The sequence below is a fragment of the Flavobacterium beibuense F44-8 genome (genome assembly GCF_000769915.1).
Classification (GTDB): Bacteria; Bacteroidota; Bacteroidia; order Flavobacteriales; family Flavobacteriaceae; genus Flavobacterium; species Flavobacterium beibuense.
The window spans coordinates 180,860-199,376 of sequence record NZ_JRLV01000008.1; the positions used below are offsets into that span (position 1 = coordinate 180,860).

An 18,517-nucleotide genomic window follows, 5' to 3' on the forward strand; every position below is an offset into this window, starting at 1 on the left:
TCAAACTTACTATTACCTACATGATGCGAAAAATATTCCGCTTCCTTTTTAAATTATGTCTTTGGTTTGTCGCTATATCAGTATTATCTGTTTTACTGTTCCGTTTTGTTCCGGTGCCGTGTACCCCGTTAATGGTAATACGTGCTTTTGAGCAAAAGGCAGACGGTAATGAAATGCATTCCAGCCACGACTGGGTTTCTATCGATGAGATTTCGGTAAACATGCAAAAGGCTGTTATAGCCAGTGAAGACGATACCTTTTTAAATCACAACGGCTTTAATTTTGAGGCCATGCAAAAGGCTTACGAAAGCAACAAAAAAGGTAAAAAGCTAAAAGGCGGAAGTACCATTAGCCAGCAAACGGCCAAGAACGTTTTTTTATGGCAGGGCAGGAGTTATTTCAGGAAAGGGCTTGAGGCTTATTTTACCATGCTTATAGAGCTGCTGTGGAGTAAAGAACGAATTATGGAGGTGTACCTTAACAGTATTGAAATGGGCGACGGTGTGTATGGCGTGCAGGCTGCCGCACAGCACTGGTATGGCAAGGATGCTAAAAACCTAACGGCTTATGAGGCTGCCGGAATTGCAGCAATATTACCCAATCCCCTAAAATACAGAGCAACAAATTCATCGGCGTATATAAACAGAAGAAAGGCGAAAATAGTGAGGCTTATGCGCTACGTGCAACTCGATTATAACGCAAATGAGAAAAAGAAATAAATTACTGGCAGCAGTAATGCTGTTAAGTTGCGGTTTCATCAGGGCTCAGGCTCCGGCAGAAATCGGACTAATATCTGATAACGACCTTTACACTTCCTTTAAACACGACCGCTACTATACAAACGGAATTGAATTTTACTACCGCTGGCTTGCTGATACCGATAACGGAAAGGTCGCCAAACTGATTGCCGAAGTAAAAGCGGGTCAGTACATGTACAATCCGCAAAGTGTAAAAGCTGAGAATATCAATGTGCACGACAGGCCTTTTGCCGGATATCTTTTTGGAGAAGTTGGTGCTAATACCTTTTACAAAAGTGAGAGTGTTTTAAAGCTGAACTTTCAGGTGGGTATAGTGGGTAAAGAGTCGCTTGCCGAAGATTTGCAAAAAGGGCTTCATCATATTTTTCATTATCCTAAGGTAAGAGGGTGGGAATACCAAATACCTACTACTGTAGGAGTGCAGATTGGTGCTTTTTATTCAAAAAAAATACTGGTTAAGCAGTTTCATGAAAAGGTTGATTTACACCTGCAGGCTAAAGGGCAGGCAGGAACCATTTTTACGGGAATTACTTTTGGCCCCATGATGCGTATCAGTTTTAAACGGCCCTTAAAACCGGTTTATGAATCTATACTGCATGGCGCAACGTTGAGTCATGATAAAAAGCAGGGAGATGAAAACCGTGAGTTTTTCTTTTTCATAAACCCTAAACTAAACTATCAGGTATATGATGCTACCATAGAGGGGAGTCTGTTTAATGATGACAGTCCGGTAACATTTCCGCTTATACCGTGGCGCTTTGTTGCCGAAACAGGGGTAATGTATCGCAAAAATAACTGGAACCTTTCTTTCTCGTTTAATTATCAGGGTAAAGAACTTACCAATAATGTAATACAGGGGTATTACTACGGTCGTATAGGTATAGGGTATTTGTTATAATAAAAAGGCTGTCTCAATCGTAATTATCAATTACGTTTTGTCATTTTGACGATAGGAAAAATCTCTGATAAATTTTATGAGATTCTTCACTACACTACGTTGCGTTCAGAATGACATCTTTGAGACAGCCTCTTTTATTGATCTGTTGTTTTTATTTCTTTCTGTTTGGTTTTGCTCCCATGTTGTATAGGGCAAACGCCTGAATATCCGAATACTCTTCAATAACCTGTGTAGTCGATTTTCCTGCTCCGTGACCTGCGTTAACACCAATGCGTATTAATACCGGGTTAGTGCCTTTGTGTTTGGCCTGTAGTTCGGCAGCAAACTTAAAGCTGTGTGCCGGTACAACGCGATCATCATGATCTCCTGTTGTAATAAGTGTTGCAGGGTATTTCTCTCCTTCTTTTACGTTATGTACAGGGGAATATCCTTTAAGGTATTCAAACATTTCTTTACTGTCTTCGGCAGTACCATAGTCGTAAGCCCATCCTGCACCTGCGGTAAAGGTATGGTAACGCAGCATGTCCAGTACACCTACAGCCGGAAGGGCTACCTTCATCAGGTCAGGTCGCTGTGTCATGGTTGCTCCTACAAGCAGGCCTCCGTTAGAACCTCCGCTTATTGCAAGATAGTCAGACGAGGTGTAGTTGTTCGCTATTAAGTATTCGCCTGCAGCGATAAAGTCATCAAATACATTTTGTTTTTGTTGCTTGGTTCCGGCATCATGCCATTTTTTACCATACTCGCCACCACCTCTAAGATTGGCAACGGCATAAATACCTCCGTTTTCCATCCATACAGCGTTAGTGATGCTGAAAGACGGGGTAAGGCTAATGTTGAATCCGCCGTAACCGTAAAGTATTGTTGGGTTTTTACCGTTAAGCTTCAGGTCTTTTCTGTAAGTGATAATCATTGGTATTTTGGTTCCGTCTTTCGACTCATAAAACACCTGTTTTGAAATATAATCTTCGCTGTTAAAATCTACTTTAGGTTTTTGGTATAGGGTAGATGCTCCTGTTTCAGGGTTGTAAGAGTAAATCGTTCCCGGAGTGGTATAGTTGGTAAAGGAATAGTACAATGTTTTTTCGTCCTTTTTTCCGCCAAAACCACCAGCCGATCCAATGCCCGGAAGTTCAATTTCACGAATCAATTTACCTTTATAGTCATATTGTTTTACTACTGAGATGGCATCTTTCATATACTCGGCAAAAATATATCCTGCACCTGTTGACGGGCTTAATACATTTTCGGTTTCGGGAATAAGATCTTTCCATCTGGAAGGCACCGGATTAGAAGCATCGGTAGTTACAATTTTGTTGTTTGGAGCGTTGTAGTTGGTCATAATGATAAGCTTTGAGCCTTCATTGTCCATTACATGGGAGTCGGTATCAAAATTATCTACAACCGTAATGATTTCACCTTTAGGGTTGCTAAGGTCTTTTATGTACAGTTCGTTTCCGGAAGTCGAATTTGCTGCGGTTATGATTAGATACTTTTGATCTTCGGTAACGCTGGCGCCAACGTATCTTCTTTTAACTGAATCTCCGAAAATAACCTTGTCTGATTTTTGTGGTGCGCCCAGTTTGTGGTAGTATAGCTTGTGCTGATCGGTTTTTGCCGATAGTTCACTGCCTTCAGGCTTGTCATAACTGGAGTAGAAAAAGCCTTCGCTATCTTTCCATGCAATGTTACTGAACTTCACATCTACCAGTGTTTCACCTACCAGTTTTTTGGTTTTGGTATCCATTACAAAAACCTTACGCCAGTCACTTCCTCCCTCTGATATGGAATAAGCCATCAGATCCCCTTTTTTAGTGAAACTGATTCCGCCTAATGAGGTGGTACCATCGGTAGAGAAGGTGTTTGGGTCAAGGAAAACTTCCTCGGCACCTGTAAGACTTCTACGGTATAGTACCGACTGGTTTTGCAGTCCGTCGTTTTTATAATAGTAGGTGTATTCACCTCTTTTAAACGGCGCCGAAATTCTCTCGTAATTCCACAGCTGTTGCATGCGGTTTTTGATCTCTTCTCTAAAAGGGATTTGTTCCAGGTAGCCAAAGGTAACCTCGTTTTCTGCTTTTACCCATGCGGCGGTTTCTGCCGATCGGTCATCTTCAAGCCAACGGTAGGGATCGGGTACTTTTGTACCGAAGTAGTTGTCTGTCTGGTCTCCTTTTCTTGTTTGCGGATATTTTATTTCCTTATTCTCGTGCAATTGTGCGTTCATGGTAAGACTGCATGCCAAAGCCATGCTTAAAACTGTTTTATTCATTATGGCTTGATTTGATTATACACAAAAATAAGGAAATAGGCTTATCAGGTAAACAAAGCGCTGTAATTTTGACGGTATTTGTATATAAGCATCACATTAAGTGCTACCACTACTATGGCTGTTGCTATAGCCGGAATATCCAAGAACAGGTGGAATAGCAGTATATTTAGCGAAATAGGAGCCAATAACAATATTACAAACGGGACCCATTTTTTAATTAACAGCATAAAGCCTATAAATACCTCAAAAATGGCGACTACCGTTAAAATATAACCGGTATCGGCCATTGAATTTAAAAAGTTTGCTGCTGCTTCGGGTGGTTGCGGAAGGGGAATGAAAGGATGGAATTTGTTTAATCCGAATACTATTAGAATCACACCTAAAAGTATTCTTACAATTTTAGTGAATTGTGAATTCATAATTTAGTGCTTTTGATGTTGTGGTGATATTTTAACTAAATTAATGAATTATTATATAAAATATTAACTAAAAAATAATTATTTGTAAACACCCCAAAGAAAAGGGGTGTTTACAAAATTAACCCAAACTAGTTAACATTTATGCTGAATGTTGCTGAGGCATCGGTACCGCCACCAGCATTTGTAATGTCTCCGTTACTTACACCATCGGCAGTTTTGTTAGGCTCATGTCTCAGTACTATGGTAAGATCGCCATTTGTTACTGTTTCGCTTGCTTCATATGTAAAGCTTAGCCCTATAGGGTTTCCGTTTACATCCTGGTCATTGTAAGTAAATGTCCCAAGGCCATTTTGAAGGAAAAATATCTGGTGTTCATCACCTTCTTCCAGTACCTCTTCACTAATGATATCAACAGGGTTTGCCAGTTCGTTTAAAAAGGCTACTGTACCCGTGTAAGTAGTCCCCGCAGTAAAGTCTCCCGAAACGGTTATAACCGGAGCATCAGGCCCGTCGCCATCTAAATCCTGAGACTGTAAAACAATAGCAGTACCACCTCCCTGTGGAGTGAAAGTTGCTGTAAGTGTTGTAATTACTTCCTCTTCATTTACCGGAACAAGATTATCGTCGTCGCTGCTGCATGAGGTGAATGATACTGTGGCAATAATTGCCAATACTGAAATTTTCAGATTTTTCATTTTTGAAATGTTTAATGATTAATAATTGAGTTTTATCTGTAACATAAAGTTCCTGCCTGCCTCATCGGTATATAACCTCTGGCGGTTTAGGTAGTCTCTGTACGTTGTATTGAAAATATTATTTACCGAAAGGTTAACCGAAGCTTTGGTTTTTCCCAAATCAAACTCGGTTCCTGTACTGAAGTGCAGCAGATGGTACCCTGGGGGCGGAGTACTAACATCTACTAATACCGGTACAAGCTCTCCGTTTTGGGGTACATCGGCATAAAAGTTATAATTAGGATAACGGTTTTGTGTAAATACGGCTTCGCTTCTCAGTTCGGCAAACGAGTTGTGCCTGTCATTAAAGGAGTACCTTATGGTATTGGCTATGTTTAGCGGAGGCATGTCAATAAGCGGTTCGTCGGTATCCCTGTTAGTGCCGTAAACATAAGCAAGGTTAAGGCTGTGTTTTAAATGCTCACCCAAATACAGGTCAGAATGAAAATCTATACCTGTAAGCAAAGCATCTGCCTGAACATAATTGTATACAGGGAACGATCCGCGTATGGTATACTCAGCACCTGTAGGTTTCAGGAAAATAAAATTGCTAATAAAATTAGCATAAGGCGTAACCTCAAAGCTAAAAGTATTGCCGTGCTTTACCAGCGTTGTGGAAAGCTTATAGGATTCTTCTTTTTTGGTGCGCAGGCTACCCAGTTCTATAGTTCCGTTTGAATGATGCAGTCCGTCACTAAACAGTTCCGATGGATTAGGGTTTCGCATCGCCAGTCCGGCATTGGCAAACAGTTCCCAGTTGGTGCTAAGTATTTTTTTAATACCCAGACTTGCGGATATGTTATGGAAGGTGAATTTTGGATTTGTTAGCCACTGCGAACCGTAATCGGCTACTATAAAATTGTCGAACTCCTCTTCATAGCCCAGGCTTGTCCAGCGCGATTTTTGGTAAAACTTGTCGGCATCCATATGTGAAAAATCATAACGCAGTCCGGCTTCGGCACTAAAGCTGTTGCTAAAACGATGGGCAGCTATGGCATATGCTCCCACATCCTGACGGGTGTAGTTTGGAATAAGCGGGCGTATGCCTGTTTCGGGACTTGCCTCGTTATCCTGCATAGAAAAACTTATTCCGCTTTTAAGGGTATTATTGTCTTTTTCATATTTCCAGTCGGCCTGAAGCGAATTGGTAATCAGGGTAAGGTCCAGGGCTGCCTGGTCTTTAAAGTCCCCGCGACGAATGTCAAATTCTTTCCTGTGGTTTAGCTGAAAGGCATATTGTAACGACAGTGTTGAAAACGGATTGAGTTGTGTGTTGAAATTAAGTTTTCCTAAATGGTGTTGTATTTCCTGCTTAGGCGCGCCTATGGTATAGGTAAACGGATTGGTAATATATGGCGTGCCGCTGTTTATGGCATTGGCAAGATCGGCGGTGCTGCCTATATGGGTAGCCGATGCAATGCCTATGGTAGCATTATAAAAACTATAGCTTGCCGAAAGGTCGTAAGTGTCGCCAATGTATTTTACATCACCCGAAAAATTCCCTTCATGATTCCCGGTGTTTGACAGCACATAGTTTGGTGCTTCGCGGTCACCAAAGTATTTAAACGTCCCTCCGGCATTCCATGCCCATCCTTTTTCGGCTCCTTTGTGCAGGCTACTGGTAAAGCTGCCGCCACGTCCGTTTGAATTAAGCGACAGGATTGATCGTCCGTACAGGGTGTCTTTTAAAACCGATACCGGTTCTACCAATATGAGTCCGCCAATGGCATCACCGCCATACTGCAATGCTGAAGCGCCTTTGATAACCGATACTTTTCCTGCCGAATTAATGTCGAGGTTAGGAGCATGTTCGGTGCCCCATTGCTGGTCTTCCAGCCTAACGTTGTTTACCAGTACCGGAACCCTGCTACTGTGCAGTCCGTTTATTACCGGTTTTACAATACTGTTTCCTGTTTTTAGCGAGTACACTCCGGGGATTTCCTTTAAGGCATCTCCTAATGTGGCACTGCTGTATTTTTCGAGTGTTATAAGTTTTACATCCTGCTTTACGACAGCACTTTTTGAAACTCTTGTTGCTTCGCTTAGTACCACTTCCTGTAGCTGTGTGCTTGCAGGTTTTAGGATAGCGTTTAGCCTAACGGTGCTGCCGTTAAAGTGTATAATAGTATCGAGTGTGGTATAGCCAATGTAGGATATCACCACCCTTTGCTGACCGTTAGGGATATTGTGTAGCTCATAAGTGCCTAGTGGCGTGCTTATGGCATGTAGTTCGCCTATGTGTATATGCGAGCCGTCCAGAGGCTGGCTTTTGGAATCAGTCACCTTGCCGCTAAGCGTACTTTGCGAATAGGCGCTGTTGCCCGTTGCTATAACAGCAAAAAGCAATAGTATGTAAAATCGCATGGATATTTATTTTGGGTAATATAAAATTGAAATCCCCGGTATAACATACGGTTATAGTCCCTTTGCCATGAGGCAAGGGTTAGGGAACAGTTTTATAGTACTGCAGGAGGGCCACGATGGGCAAAAAGGCTTCCGGCAAATGAAGGACTTCCTTCAATGCTGCTGAAAGTGTAGTGTATTTGTTTGAAGGGGAAATCTAGCCTTAGGCAAAACTGCGGCGGAGCCACAAAGAAATCGAAGTGGAAATTACAAATGCTACAATCATCGTCTTCGTGGCTTTGTGGATGCTCAATGCCGCTAAACTGTTTAGTAGCTTTTTTTACTTCGTTATGATTGTGGTGATGTGCCGTAGCGTGATGCTGATGGCTAAAGGCATGAAAAGACTGAAAGCCCGTTGTAAGGAGTACAAGGGCCATAAGTGCAAGATTAAATAATGCGAACTTTCTTTTCATTACCGCAAAGGTAGGGAAAAAGATTTTACAATTGCAACAGGGTTGCAGTTAAAAAAATGGTAAGGCTTTTTTATTTTACTATTTCTATCAGTTCAACCTCATAAACTAAGACAGAATCAGGGTGTGGGAAAGTAGGGTTGCCACTACGTTTGCTTAGGGCAGGAGGCACTATCATTTTCCTTATTTCTCCCTGCTGCATACCTCTTAATCCTTCGTCTACGCCTTTTATAGCCTGATTACCGCCTATAAGTACTTTAACGGGAGTAGGTAATGTTCTGGAATCAAAGAGTAACGAATCGTTACGGTAGCTCATGGTTTCGTGTATAAATACTTCATCTCCTGATTTTGCTTTATCTCCTGTACCTTCTTTTAGTGTTTTATACTGTAATCCCGATGCGGTGGTAATCATATCCTTTCCGGAATTATCTTTACAGCTAAAAAGCATAATTAGCGAAAGTAATGTGAGTGCTTTTTTCATTGTTCAATGTTTTGATGGTTAGCTTTTTGTAAAGATAGACGGTTTTTTAATAGGTCTTAATTTTCACACAGCTTACATGCTCTATTGAGGTTTCGCTAGTTTTGCTTAGCTGTCCTGTTATTTGGTTTATCCTGAATACAACTGCCGAACTACTGTTAACATTGGTTATAATAATAAACTTACCGCTTGGGTCTATAGCAAAGGTGCGGGGATGTTTGCCTAGAGTAGACTGATAGCCTATGATTTTTAGTGTTCCGTTTTCCTGTACCGAGAAAATAGCGATGTTGTTTTCGCTTCCCCTGTTGGTAGTATATAAAAACTTTCCGTTTGGTGTGATATGGATATCAGAACTTTCAAAGCCTTCGGTAAGGGAATCGTTATGTGTGGCAATCTCCTGAGTGGTTTTCAGGTTACCGTTGCTGTATTCATAAACTGTTACAGTGCCGGAGAGTTCCCCTATACAATAGGCTTGTTTTCCTTTAGGGTGAAAAGTAAAATGCCTGGGCCCGCTACCGGGAGTAGTTTTTATAATGTTTGTTTCGATGAGGGGTTGTTTTCTTAGCGTGTCAAACTCATAGCATCTTATTTTATCACTGCCTAAGTCAGAAGCAAACAGATATTGACCATCCGGAGAAAATACTGTTGAATGTATATGGGAGTTTTTCTGCCTGTTTGGGTTAATACTTCCTTCAAAATAGTCAAAATGCTGAGCCGTAGGCTCAATAAAGCCATCATTGCCTAAAGGATAAAGTGAGATACCACTTTCAGTATAATTACCGTTTATGAGCCACTTGCCCAAAGGATGTGTGTCACAATAAACCGGATTTTCGCCACTGCTCGACTGGCTGTTTAGAAATGTTAGTGTTTTCTTTACCGGATTGAAAGCAAAACTGCTTACACTGCCTGTGTTTGGTGTTTTGGTATCGGTACAGGCGTATATAAAATTCCCGTCAGGGGAAAGGCTAAGGTAAGAAGGGTTGTGTATTTTGGCTGAGGTAACCTTTTTAAGGCTGCCTTTAATAGTATCCAACTCATAAACATATAGGCCTTTCTTATTTTTGTTATGGTTAAAAGACCCGAAAAAAGCATAGGTTTGGCTGTAGCTGGTATAGCTTAAAAATAGGAGAATTAGGGTGATAAGGAGAGATTTGCTATTCATGTTGTTTAAAGCTAAGTATAAAAACAATTAATGCAATAAAGCACAGTAGTAATCCTCCCATAAACAGTATTCCGTTTAGGGTAGACCCCCATAGTTGAGGTATAATCAATTCCTATAGATAGCCACCCCGTGATTCCCATTCCTATTGAGGTTAATAATAATTTGGTTTGTTTTTTCATGAAGATGGAAGATGTTTATTTTACTTCTTTTATCCAGTTTTGTGTTAAGTGTTCATATTCCTTTAAACGTTCTTCAGAATAATACTGATCAATCTCATATGGGTTTCCGTCCTCTTTTCTTTGTAATTGAAAAATACCTTTGTCGTCCATTGTGTAGAGATTGTATTTTTTTTGATCACATGCAGGCGTTGTAATATTAGATTCGCTTACAAAACTAATTTCTCCGTTCCCATAATTAAATAGATTTATTTGATGTCTTTCTGCATAAGTTCCATAGTAATTTGCTACTCTCTTGTCAGTATCATACAAAAGATAATAGCTTACACTACATCCTAGTCCTGTACAAGGTGTATATACTAATTCAATAAGTAAAATCTCTTTGTTGTTGTATTTATAAAGCCTTATTTGTCTCCAGTTATTTGCGAAATCTACATTGTCCTTCTGTAGGTTTGTAACCTGGTTAATTGTTAACTGATCTTTTAAAGAAACCTTTTGTTTATCTATTAACATATAGGTTTCTTTTTCATTATCAAACCATTCTATTTTATGACTAAATAGGTCAATATTGGTTTGGTTACCAGTAATGTTATTTATAATTATTGCAGGGACAATTGCATAATCCGAAAAATGAATATTTAATCTTTCATCATTAGATGTAATGATACGGGTTGTGTCAATGTTATGATTACATGTGTCTGCTATCTTTTTATCCTCTTTTTTTTGTGTACAAGAAAATAAGATAAATGAAAAAATAAGAAGCGTAAGGTTTGTGTTTTTCATTATTATAACTTGTTTTAAAGAATAAGGTATCGTGTAAATATAAACGAGATTTCTGTAATTTTCTTTTTTAAAGGTAGATGATTGCACAAAAAAAACCTGCGACATTACTGTGCAGGTTTTATAGTATTGTTTTATCTGTAAATTACACTAACCCGTTTGCTACAAGGTATTCGGCAATTTGTACCGTGTTTGTTGCTGCACCTTTGCGAAGGTTATCGGCTACAATCCACATGTTAAGTGTGTTTGGCTGACTCTCATCACGGCGTATGCGGCCTACAAATACATCGTCTTTACCTTCGGCATAAATAGGCATTGGGTAAGTTTTGGTATCGGTATTATCCTGTACGGTAACACCCGGAGTGTCGTGAAGTATTGCACGTACCTGGTTTACATCAAAGTCGTTTGCAAACTCAATGTTTACCGACTCACTGTGCCCGCCCACTACAGGGATACGGATAGCAGTAGCAGTAACCCTTATAGAGTCGTCGCCCATAATTTTTTTTGTTTCACGTACCAGTTTCATTTCTTCTTTAGTGTAACCGTTGTCTTCAAACACGTCACACTGCGGGATAGCGTTACGGTGAATAGGGTAAGGGTAAGCCATTTCGCCCTTAGTGCCTGTGTATTCGTTTTCAAGCTGCTGTACAGCCTTAACTCCTGTACCTGTGATAGACTGGTAAGTAGAAACGATTACTCTTTCAATAGTATATTTTTTATGTAGCGGAGCCAAAGCCATTACCATTTGTATGGTAGAACAGTTTGGGTTTGCTATAATCTTGTCTTCTTTAGTAAGCACATTGGCATTGATTTCCGGTACAACCAGTTTTTTGGTAGCGTCCATTCTCCATGCGCTGGAATTATCAATTACTGTAGTTCCTGCTTCGGCAAATTTAGGAGCCCACTCTTTTGAAGTGTCACCACCTGCAGAAAATAATGCTATTTCAGGCTTCATGGAAACTGCGGTTTCAAGACCAACAACCTTGTACTTCTTACCATTGAATTCTATTTCCTTACCTACAGATCTCTCTGAGGCAACCGGAATTAATTCGGTTACCGGAAAATTTCTTTCCGCCAGTACTTTCAGCATCACTTCGCCTACCATTCCGGTAGCGCCAACAACAGCAATTTTCATAGTGTATTTATTATTGAATTATTTAAATTTTTGGGCAAAATTAGTTATAAATTCGTTTCAAAATAAAAAAATATAACAAAGAAAAACCGTCTTTTAGAGACGGTTTTGTTAGAAATATAAGAATATGCAATGTAGCGGAAACTTCTGTAACTCTATTGTTTAGTTTTAAGTAAGTCGCGGATTTCTGCCAACAGTTTCTCCTCATTTGTAGGTGCAGGAGGTGCTGTAGGAGCCGCTTCTTCTTTCTTCTTGGTTCTTTCATACATCTTAAGGGCAAGGAAAATACAGAACCCAACAATTACAAAGTCAAGGGTTATTTGTACAAAGTTACCGTAGTTAATGGTAACGGCATCTATAGCCGGTTGTGTTACCCCGTCTACCACCGTTTCGGGCACTCCTTCTTTAAGAGTAAGTTTAAGGTCTTTAAAGTCGACCCCGTTAAGCAGCATGCCTATAGGTGGCATTAAAATATCGTTTGTAAAAGATTTTACGATGTTACCAAAGGCACCACCAATAATAACGGCTGTTGCCAGATTTACAATGTCGCCTTTCATCAAAAAGGCCTTAAAATCCTTGAAAAATCCCATAGGCTAAAGTTTAGGTTATATATAATTGATTGTTTCTGATTAAGGCTAAGGTACAAAAAAGTGATTATTCCTGATAAAAAACGCGTTTTACACGTTGTGAAATACTTGTTAAAATTTCATAAGGTATAGTTCCCAGCGCTTCGGCCATTTCCACAACGGTTGGTGCAGTGCCAAATATTACAGCCCTGTCGCCTTCCTTACAGTCTATGCCTGTAATGTTTACCATCATCATATCCATAGAGATAGTTCCTGTAATTTCGGCTTTTTTACCGTTTATCATCACGTAGCCTTTTTCATTACCCCAGCTCCTTGGTATACCATCGGCATAACCTATGGGCAGGGTAGCCGTGCGGACTTTTTCCGACGCCATGAACTTACGGCTGTAGCCTACACTTTCTCCCGGTTGTATATTCTTTATCTGGAGAATGACGGTTTTAAGGGTGCCTACGTTTTCCAGTGATTTGCGTTCCTGTGCATCGTTACCCACGCCATACAGGCCAATGCCCAGGCGCACCATATCAAACTGTGCTTCGGGGAAATGATAAATTCCCGATGTGTTCAATATATGGCGGATAGGGTTTATGCTAAGGGTATCGATAATTTTTTGTGACCATTGGGTAAACTTTTCAACCTGCCCCAATGTGAAGTCCCTGTATTGGGGTACGTCACTGGAGGAAAGATGTGAGAAGATACTTTTAACCGCTACAAAGTTGTTGTGTTTAAGTAATTCGATAAGTTCGTCTAACTGATAGTCTTCGAACCCAAGGCGGTGCATACCGGTATCCAGTTTAATGTGGATAGGATAGTCGGATAGGTTTTTCTGTTTGGCAATTTCAATAAATGCCCTCAGCTCCCTAACCGAATAAATTTCGGGTTCCAGTTTATAGGCCGTCATGGCACTAAAGGCACTGGCTTCGGGATTCATTACTATGATAGGGGTGCTAATGCCTGCATTACGAAGGGCTATACCCTCATCGGCAAAAGCAACGCCTAGGTAATCTACCTTTTGGTGTGAAAGCAGTTTGGCGATCTCATAGCTACCACTACCGTAACCAAAGGCTTTTACCATAACCATTATTTTGGTTTCGGGCTTAATACGCGAACGGTAAAACTTAAGGTTATGAGCAATGGAATTCAGGTTGATTTCCAGTACCGTTTCATGTGTCTTCTCTTCCAGTAACACCACTATTTCCTCAAAGCGGAAACTGCGGGCACCCTTAACCAAAATGGTTTCGTTGCTAAAACTATTAGCATTGTATTGGGTTAAAAACTCCTGTGTGGTTTTGTAAGATATAAAATTAGGGAAATCCTTTAACTGGGTGCTTATGGTTTCGCCTATGCCTATAACCCTGCTAATATTATTAGCAGTTAAAAGCTGGGTAACGTGTTCGTAAAGTTCCTCTACGGTAAAGCCACTCTGGAAAACATCCGAAAGGATAATGGTTTTCTTTTTATGTGTTTTGTGCTGTTCTAAAAAGTCGAGCGCTATTTTTAGTGACTGATAGTCAGAGCTGTAACTGTCGTCAATAATGGTGCAGCCGTTAATGCCGTTTTTAACCTGTAGGCGCATTTCAACAGGATACAGCCCTGCAAGCCTTTCGGTAATAAAGTCACTGCTGTAACCCAAGTGCAGCATCAGCATGAGGCAGCTTATGGCATTTTCTGCTGAGGCATCATCAAAAAACGGAATAATCACTGTAAAGCTATTTCCGTTGTAATCAACGGTTAGTTCTGTGTTGTCGGTATGTGTTGTTTTGGTAATGTTTACATCGGCATCACCATTGTAGCTCCAGGTAAAGGTAGTTGTGCCTTCCAGTTCCTGCTCGGCAATAGCGTTTTTTTGAAGTATTACCACATCGGTATCCTTAAAGAGTTTCAGTTTCTCTTTAATTTTCTCGAGCATATCGGTAAAGCCTTCATCATGCGCCGGACCCAAATGTGTAAGTATACCTATGTTGGGTTTTATAATTTGGGCGAGTTTTTCCATTTCTCCGGTGGTGGAGATTCCGGCTTCAAACAGTCCCAGGTTGTGTTTTTCGTTAATAGCAATTACAGATAGGGGTACGCCTACCTGTGAGTTGTAACTTTTAGGGCTACGGATGATATTGTAATCAGGACTCAACACATAGTTGAGCCATTCCTTTACTATGGTTTTACCGTTACTGCCGGTTATACCCACAACGGGGAAATTGAACAGGCCCCTGTAATAGGCTGCAAAATCCTGTAATGCTTTTAGGGTATCGTCAACAATAAAAAAGTTAGCCCTGTTTTTGCATCCGTCAGGGATATGGGTAACAACAAAATTTAAAACGCCGTTTTCAATCAGTTCGGGAATATAATTGTGTCCGTCACGGTTTTTTCCCGGTAGTGCAAAAAACAGTGTTCCGATATTGTTTTGCAGCGAACGGCTGTCTATAGAAACGTTATCAATTTCCATATCGGGCTGTATACCTTCAAATGAAGGATTAACGGCCTTAATGATATTGTTTGTTTTTATGCTCAAGATGTAAGGTTTTTAATTTTTCTAGAAGAGACTGTCGTCTTCCTTGTCTTTCTTTTTCGGGTTGGCCTGTTCTCTCATAGCCTTAAAAAAAGCAGCACGGCTTAGCGGTTCATATTCTTCGGTTTCACCCAGCAGTACCAGTTTGTCGTTTTGTGCTTTACGGAAACTGTAGTTCGCTAAGTTGCCCGTTCGGGTGCATACCGCATGTACTTTGGTAACATATTCGGCTGTAGCCATAAGTGCCGGCATAGGACCAAAGGGATTGCCTTTAAAATCCATATCCAGTCCGGCAACAATAACCCTTATGCCGTTATTGGCAAGATCATTACAAACCGATACGATTTCATCATCAAAAAACTGGGCTTCGTCTATTCCTATCACGTCACAGCCCTGTGCCAGGATGCGAAGCATGGAGGCCGATTCCACCGGGGTAGAGCGTATTTCGTTTGAGTCGTGCGATACTACCATATCGTCATGATAACGGGTGTCTATGGTAGGTTTAAAAATTTCCACGCGCTGTTTGGCAAACTTTGCCCTTTTAAGGCGACGGATAAGTTCTTCGGTTTTACCCGAAAACATCGACCCGCAGATGACCTCTATCCACCCAAATTGTTCTTTATGATTTACTGTATTTTCGAGAAACATTTTGTATTTTTCAGGCTGTAAAACAGAAATGTTTTATGTTACTTTGTATTGAAACAAATTTATTAAAAAACTATTGCGCCACTCTTTATTATTCCAAAAGTTATGAAGAAAAAATTAGAAGCCGAACTGATAAGTATTGCACACAGGATATTAAAGCTAAAGAATAAGGCAGAGATAGAGCAGCTACAGCAGGAAACACTTAAGCTGTACGAAAAACTGTCGGTGCTAAGGTTTGTTGAGGAAAATTTTAATGATGTAAAGCCTACCATTGGTTTTTCTTCGGCAGAAGAAAAACTGGAAGATATTTATGGCGTAGCGGAAACGAAAGAGCCTGAAATTATCGTAGCAGAAGAAACACCGGGCGATACGGATGAACCAAAGGAAGAACTTGGTGAGGCTGAGCAGGAGGCTGTAGCCGAAGAAGCTGTTGAGGAAAAAGCCGAAGAGCCTGTAAGTGTACCGGAACTTGAAAAGCCGGAAGAGGAAATCAAGGCAATGGAAGAGTCGGTTGAGACTGTATATGAAAACGAGCAGGAGAGTAGCGATGAGGAACAGATACAGGCTACCGATGCCGAAACGATTACTATTGAACCTGATACTACCGTTGAGGTTGAAGAATCAGAAATTGATATAGAATTTGCTTTTGAAAGAAAAGCAGCACCCGAAGAGCCAAAGGAAGAATCTAAAAAAGAGGTTACCATTGACGACTTTAGGGATTATAAGGATCCGGAGTTTGTAAAGAAATCTGATTTTGATGCTGCGCCTGTTCAGGAGGAAGTGAAAGAAGAGGTTAAGGAAGAACCGAAAGAGGAACCAAAACAGGAAGAGCCTCTGTTTGATTACAGCAATCAACCTGCTTTTGAACCGGTGAAAAACGAACCTGTTGAGGAAGTGAAAAAAGAGGAGCCTAAAAAGGAAGAGCCGGCATGGACATCTGCGGTTTCTACGGGCTCAAAATCCCTTAACGATAAGTTCTCCAAAACCATTACACTGGGGTTAAACGACCGTATCGCTTTTGAGAAGCATCTTTTTGGCGGTAGTGCCGACGATTTGAACCGTGTGGTTTCACAACTGAATACCATAAATACATTTGGTGAGGCCAAATCGTTTATAAACGACCTTATTAAGCCTGATTACAATAATTGGGAGGGGAAAGAGGAGTATGAAGAGCGTTTCTTCCAACTGGTTGAAAAAAGATTTGATTAATGTCTAAACTATATATAGTACCTACACCTATAGGTAATCTGGAGGATATGACCTTCAGGGCGATTAAAGTGCTTAAGGAAGCCGACCTGATACTGGCGGAAGATACCCGTACCAGCGGTAAACTTATGAAGCATTTTGAAATTGCAACCCACATGCAGAGCCACCACATGCACAACGAACACAAAACCGTTGAGAACATTGTGAAACGCCTGCAGGCGGGTGAAACCATCGCCCTGATATCTGATGCGGGTACGCCTGCTATATCCGATCCCGGATTTTTACTTACACGTGCCTGTGTTGAAAATAATATTGAGGTAGAGTGCCTGCCCGGTGCTACGGCTTTTGTGCCTGCCCTGGTTAATAGCGGACTCCCGAATGATAAGTTTGTGTTTGAAGGTTTCCTGCCGGATAAAAAGGGGAGGCAAACCCGATTTTTAGCACTTGCCGAAGAATCGCGTACCATGATATTTTATGTGTCGCCACACAAACTGGTTAAAACTCTTGGTGAGTTTGTACAGTATTTTGGAGAAGACCGTCCTGTTTCGGTATCGCGTGAGCTGAGTAAGCTACACGAGGAAACCGTGCGCGGTACAGCTACCCAGGTACTGGAGCATTTTACCAAAAAAGACCCAAAAGGCGAAATTGTAGTTATTGTGGGCGGAAAGCCCGAGGTGAAGAAGAGTAAGAAGGAAAATATTAATACTCAAATTTTATTATAGTTGATATAAACACATAAAATAGTTAAATATGGAGCTTTTAGATTTTTTATATGATGAACGAATGCAATGTTTTTCATTAATGTTTAAGATGCCGGTTAAAGACTATCTTAGCTTTGTTGATGAAACATATCAAAACAGGGGAGGGATTCAAAATCAAAGAGGTCCACTTAAGACTGCTTCTGCAAAAATTATACGGGAACGTATGGTAAAAGATGTTGAAAAAGGGGCTGTTTTGCCACCTATAGTAATAGGTGTTTTAACAGATGAAGAGTATTTATCAAACCATCAATTCTCAAATTCTCAAATTATAGAACTTATTGAGAAGGTAGATAAGGATAGGGTTTCGATTATCGACGGTATGCAGAGAACAACAGCTTTGCTTGAAGCTAAAGATCATTTAGAAAATAGATTTGTCAGAATTGATGTTTGGTTAGCAAATAAAATTCAGGCATTAACTTATAGAATGTTAGTGCTTAATACAGGTCAAATTCCATGGGATCTTAGAAGGCAAGTTGAGGTTGTTTATGAACCTTTAATAACAGAGATAGAATCTATAATTACCAAGGATTATCCTCAAGTAAGTGAATATTTCAATATCATAAAAAAAGATGATAATGCTCGTCGTAAGACCCCTGGAGAATATCATGCCAGTGATACGGTTGAGATGTATTTAGCATTTTCACTTAAAACGGAGAAGGTTGCTATGAGGAATATTTTAGCAGAAGAATTTTCCAAGCTAGATATGATGCAAGCGATGCTTAACCAAGAGTTTGTGTCAATTTTTGTCAACGTTTTTTCTTTACTTGCAAGATTAGATATTGCTATGGGGGAACACAAGAATATAGGGCCTGAGAGTTTAAAAGATGGTAAGGATTTGTTTAAGAGTGTAGCCGCAAAAGTTGGTTTTATGGCTGCGGCTGCTCAAAAGATTTTTGGGATAGCAGGAAGGGATTTATCTGTTGAAAGGCAAGTAAAGTCTCATAAGATAGTAATCGATAAAGTTAATAATTTAATCAATTATATTTCTGACAAAGAAAATCAAGATAAATTAAACAATTTTTTCGATTTTGAAATCTTGGCGCAAAGATTAGAGGATCTCCCAAAAGGTAGTAAGATTGGAGATAAACAACGAGAGTTGTATTTGTCATCATTTAAAGTTTTATTTTCTGAGGACTTTGACTTAGATGAGCCTAATCCAAGTTTAGGTCCTTTGTGGAGAGGTAATTAAACGG

The 18,517-nt window shown here is 40.3% G+C and carries 17 protein-coding genes; 5 read left to right on the forward strand and 12 right to left on the reverse strand.

The genetic code is table 11. From position 1 onward, the window contains the following. The first annotated feature begins 20 nt into the window (after positions 1-20). Together mtgA and Q763_RS08960 are read left to right on the forward strand one after the other, a co-directional pair. The gene (gene mtgA, locus Q763_RS08955; RefSeq protein WP_035133381.1) at positions 21-719 is read left to right on the forward strand and encodes a monofunctional biosynthetic peptidoglycan transglycosylase; all 699 of its coding nucleotides are present in this window, start codon (positions 21-23) and stop codon (positions 717-719) included. Further along, a complete protein-coding gene (locus Q763_RS08960; protein WP_035133382.1) occupies positions 703-1,656 on the forward strand; it encodes a lipid A deacylase LpxR family protein in 954 nt (317 codons plus the stop codon). The genes mtgA and Q763_RS08960 overlap by 17 nt, the downstream gene beginning before the upstream one ends. Before the next feature lie 151 nt (positions 1,657-1,807). On the opposite strand, the gene Q763_RS08965 is transcribed toward Q763_RS08960, so the two are convergent. The 12 genes from Q763_RS08965 to Q763_RS09020 form a co-directional block, all read right to left on the reverse strand. Beyond that, a complete protein-coding gene (locus Q763_RS08965; RefSeq protein WP_035133384.1) occupies positions 1,808-3,928 on the reverse strand; it encodes a prolyl oligopeptidase family serine peptidase in 2,121 nt (706 codons plus the stop codon). A 44-nt stretch (positions 3,929-3,972) separates the two neighbouring features. Then, positions 3,973-4,347, reverse strand: a complete 375-nt coding sequence (locus Q763_RS08970; protein ID WP_035133388.1) for a DoxX family membrane protein — start codon at positions 4,345-4,347, stop codon at positions 3,973-3,975. 128 nt (positions 4,348-4,475) lie between these two features. Continuing rightward, complete coding sequence (locus Q763_RS08975) at positions 4,476-5,042, reverse strand: hypothetical protein (protein ID WP_035133389.1); 567 nt, start codon at positions 5,040-5,042, stop codon at positions 4,476-4,478. An 18-nt stretch (positions 5,043-5,060) separates the two neighbouring features. Next, complete coding sequence (locus Q763_RS08980) at positions 5,061-7,445, reverse strand: TonB-dependent receptor (RefSeq protein ID WP_035133391.1); 2,385 nt, start codon at positions 7,443-7,445, stop codon at positions 5,061-5,063. A 92-nt stretch (positions 7,446-7,537) separates the two neighbouring features. Continuing rightward, positions 7,538-7,897 carry a hypothetical protein gene (locus Q763_RS08985; RefSeq protein WP_035133393.1) on the reverse strand — a complete coding sequence of 120 codons (360 nt, stop codon included), beginning with the start codon at positions 7,895-7,897 and terminating at the stop codon, positions 7,538-7,540. Between the two features lie 70 nt (positions 7,898-7,967). Then, positions 7,968-8,375: an FKBP-type peptidyl-prolyl cis-trans isomerase gene (locus Q763_RS08990; RefSeq protein ID WP_052123339.1), complete on the reverse strand. Its 408-nt coding sequence runs from the start codon at positions 8,373-8,375 to the stop codon at positions 7,968-7,970. A gap of 46 nt (positions 8,376-8,421) precedes the next feature. Continuing rightward, on the reverse strand, positions 8,422-9,534 hold the full coding sequence (locus tag Q763_RS08995; protein WP_035133395.1) for a lactonase family protein: 1,113 nt from the start codon (positions 9,532-9,534) through the stop codon (positions 8,422-8,424). 194 nt (positions 9,535-9,728) lie between these two features. After that, positions 9,729-10,493: a hypothetical protein gene (locus Q763_RS09000; protein WP_157499396.1), complete on the reverse strand. Its 765-nt coding sequence runs from the start codon at positions 10,491-10,493 to the stop codon at positions 9,729-9,731. A gap of 142 nt (positions 10,494-10,635) precedes the next feature. Next, entirely contained in the window at positions 10,636-11,625 is a 990-nt protein-coding gene (locus Q763_RS09005; protein ID WP_035133399.1) for an aspartate-semialdehyde dehydrogenase, read from the reverse strand. Positions 11,626-11,777: 152 nt separating this feature from the next. Further along, positions 11,778-12,212, reverse strand: coding sequence for a large-conductance mechanosensitive channel protein MscL (gene mscL / locus Q763_RS09010; RefSeq protein WP_035133401.1), 435 nt, complete (start codon positions 12,210-12,212; stop codon positions 11,778-11,780). Positions 12,213-12,276: 64 nt separating this feature from the next. Next, entirely contained in the window at positions 12,277-14,715 is a 2,439-nt protein-coding gene (locus tag Q763_RS09015) for a bifunctional UDP-N-acetylmuramoyl-tripeptide:D-alanyl-D-alanine ligase/alanine racemase (protein WP_035133403.1), read from the reverse strand. 21 nt (positions 14,716-14,736) lie between these two features. Next, positions 14,737-15,360, reverse strand: a complete 624-nt coding sequence (locus Q763_RS09020) for a thymidine kinase (protein ID WP_035133405.1) — start codon at positions 15,358-15,360, stop codon at positions 14,737-14,739. A 102-nt stretch (positions 15,361-15,462) separates the two neighbouring features. On the opposite strand from Q763_RS09020, the gene Q763_RS09025 reads away from it, so the two are divergent. The 3 genes from Q763_RS09025 to Q763_RS09035 are packed head-to-tail and all read left to right on the forward strand — an operon-like array spanning position 15,463 to position 18,513. Continuing rightward, positions 15,463-16,566, forward strand: coding sequence for a hypothetical protein (locus tag Q763_RS09025; RefSeq protein ID WP_035133408.1), 1,104 nt, complete (start codon positions 15,463-15,465; stop codon positions 16,564-16,566). Further along, a complete protein-coding gene (gene rsmI / locus Q763_RS09030) occupies positions 16,566-17,285 on the forward strand; it encodes a 16S rRNA (cytidine(1402)-2'-O)-methyltransferase (protein WP_035133411.1) in 720 nt (239 codons plus the stop codon). Before Q763_RS09025 ends, rsmI begins: the two co-directional genes overlap by 1 nt. A gap of 28 nt (positions 17,286-17,313) precedes the next feature. Beyond that, a complete protein-coding gene (locus Q763_RS09035) occupies positions 17,314-18,513 on the forward strand; it encodes a hypothetical protein (protein ID WP_035133413.1) in 1,200 nt (399 codons plus the stop codon). Positions 18,514-18,517 lie beyond the last annotated feature (4 nt).

Bases quoted from the DNA above. Each gene is read 5' to 3' on its own strand.
- mtgA (WP_035133381.1), top strand. From the start codon at position 21: ATGATGCGAAAAATATTCCGCTTCCTTTTTAAATTATGTCTTTGGTTT.
- Q763_RS08960 (WP_035133382.1), top strand. From the start codon at position 703: ATGAGAAAAAGAAATAAATTACTGGCAGCAGTAATGCTGTTAAGTTGC.
- Q763_RS08965 (WP_035133384.1), bottom strand. From the start codon at position 3,928: ATGAATAAAACAGTTTTAAGCATGGCTTTGGCATGCAGTCTTACCATG.
- Q763_RS08970 (WP_035133388.1), bottom strand. From the start codon at position 4,347: ATGAATTCACAATTCACTAAAATTGTAAGAATACTTTTAGGTGTGATT.
- Q763_RS08975 (WP_035133389.1), bottom strand. From the start codon at position 5,042: ATGAAAAATCTGAAAATTTCAGTATTGGCAATTATTGCCACAGTATCA.
- Q763_RS08980 (WP_035133391.1), bottom strand. From the start codon at position 7,445: ATGCGATTTTACATACTATTGCTTTTTGCTGTTATAGCAACGGGCAAC.
- Q763_RS08985 (WP_035133393.1), bottom strand. From the start codon at position 7,897: ATGAAAAGAAAGTTCGCATTATTTAATCTTGCACTTATGGCCCTTGTA.
- Q763_RS08990 (WP_052123339.1), bottom strand. From the start codon at position 8,375: ATGAAAAAAGCACTCACATTACTTTCGCTAATTATGCTTTTTAGCTGT.
- Q763_RS08995 (WP_035133395.1), bottom strand. From the start codon at position 9,534: ATGAATAGCAAATCTCTCCTTATCACCCTAATTCTCCTATTTTTAAGC.
- Q763_RS09000 (WP_157499396.1), bottom strand. From the start codon at position 10,493: ATGAAAAACACAAACCTTACGCTTCTTATTTTTTCATTTATCTTATTT.
- Q763_RS09005 (WP_035133399.1), bottom strand. From the start codon at position 11,625: ATGAAAATTGCTGTTGTTGGCGCTACCGGAATGGTAGGCGAAGTGATG.
- mscL (WP_035133401.1), bottom strand. From the start codon at position 12,212: ATGGGATTTTTCAAGGATTTTAAGGCCTTTTTGATGAAAGGCGACATT.
- Q763_RS09020 (WP_035133405.1), bottom strand. From the start codon at position 15,360: ATGTTTCTCGAAAATACAGTAAATCATAAAGAACAATTTGGGTGGATA.
- Q763_RS09025 (WP_035133408.1), top strand. From the start codon at position 15,463: ATGAAGAAAAAATTAGAAGCCGAACTGATAAGTATTGCACACAGGATA.
- rsmI (WP_035133411.1), top strand. From the start codon at position 16,566: ATGTCTAAACTATATATAGTACCTACACCTATAGGTAATCTGGAGGAT.
- Q763_RS09035 (WP_035133413.1), top strand. From the start codon at position 17,314: ATGGAGCTTTTAGATTTTTTATATGATGAACGAATGCAATGTTTTTCA.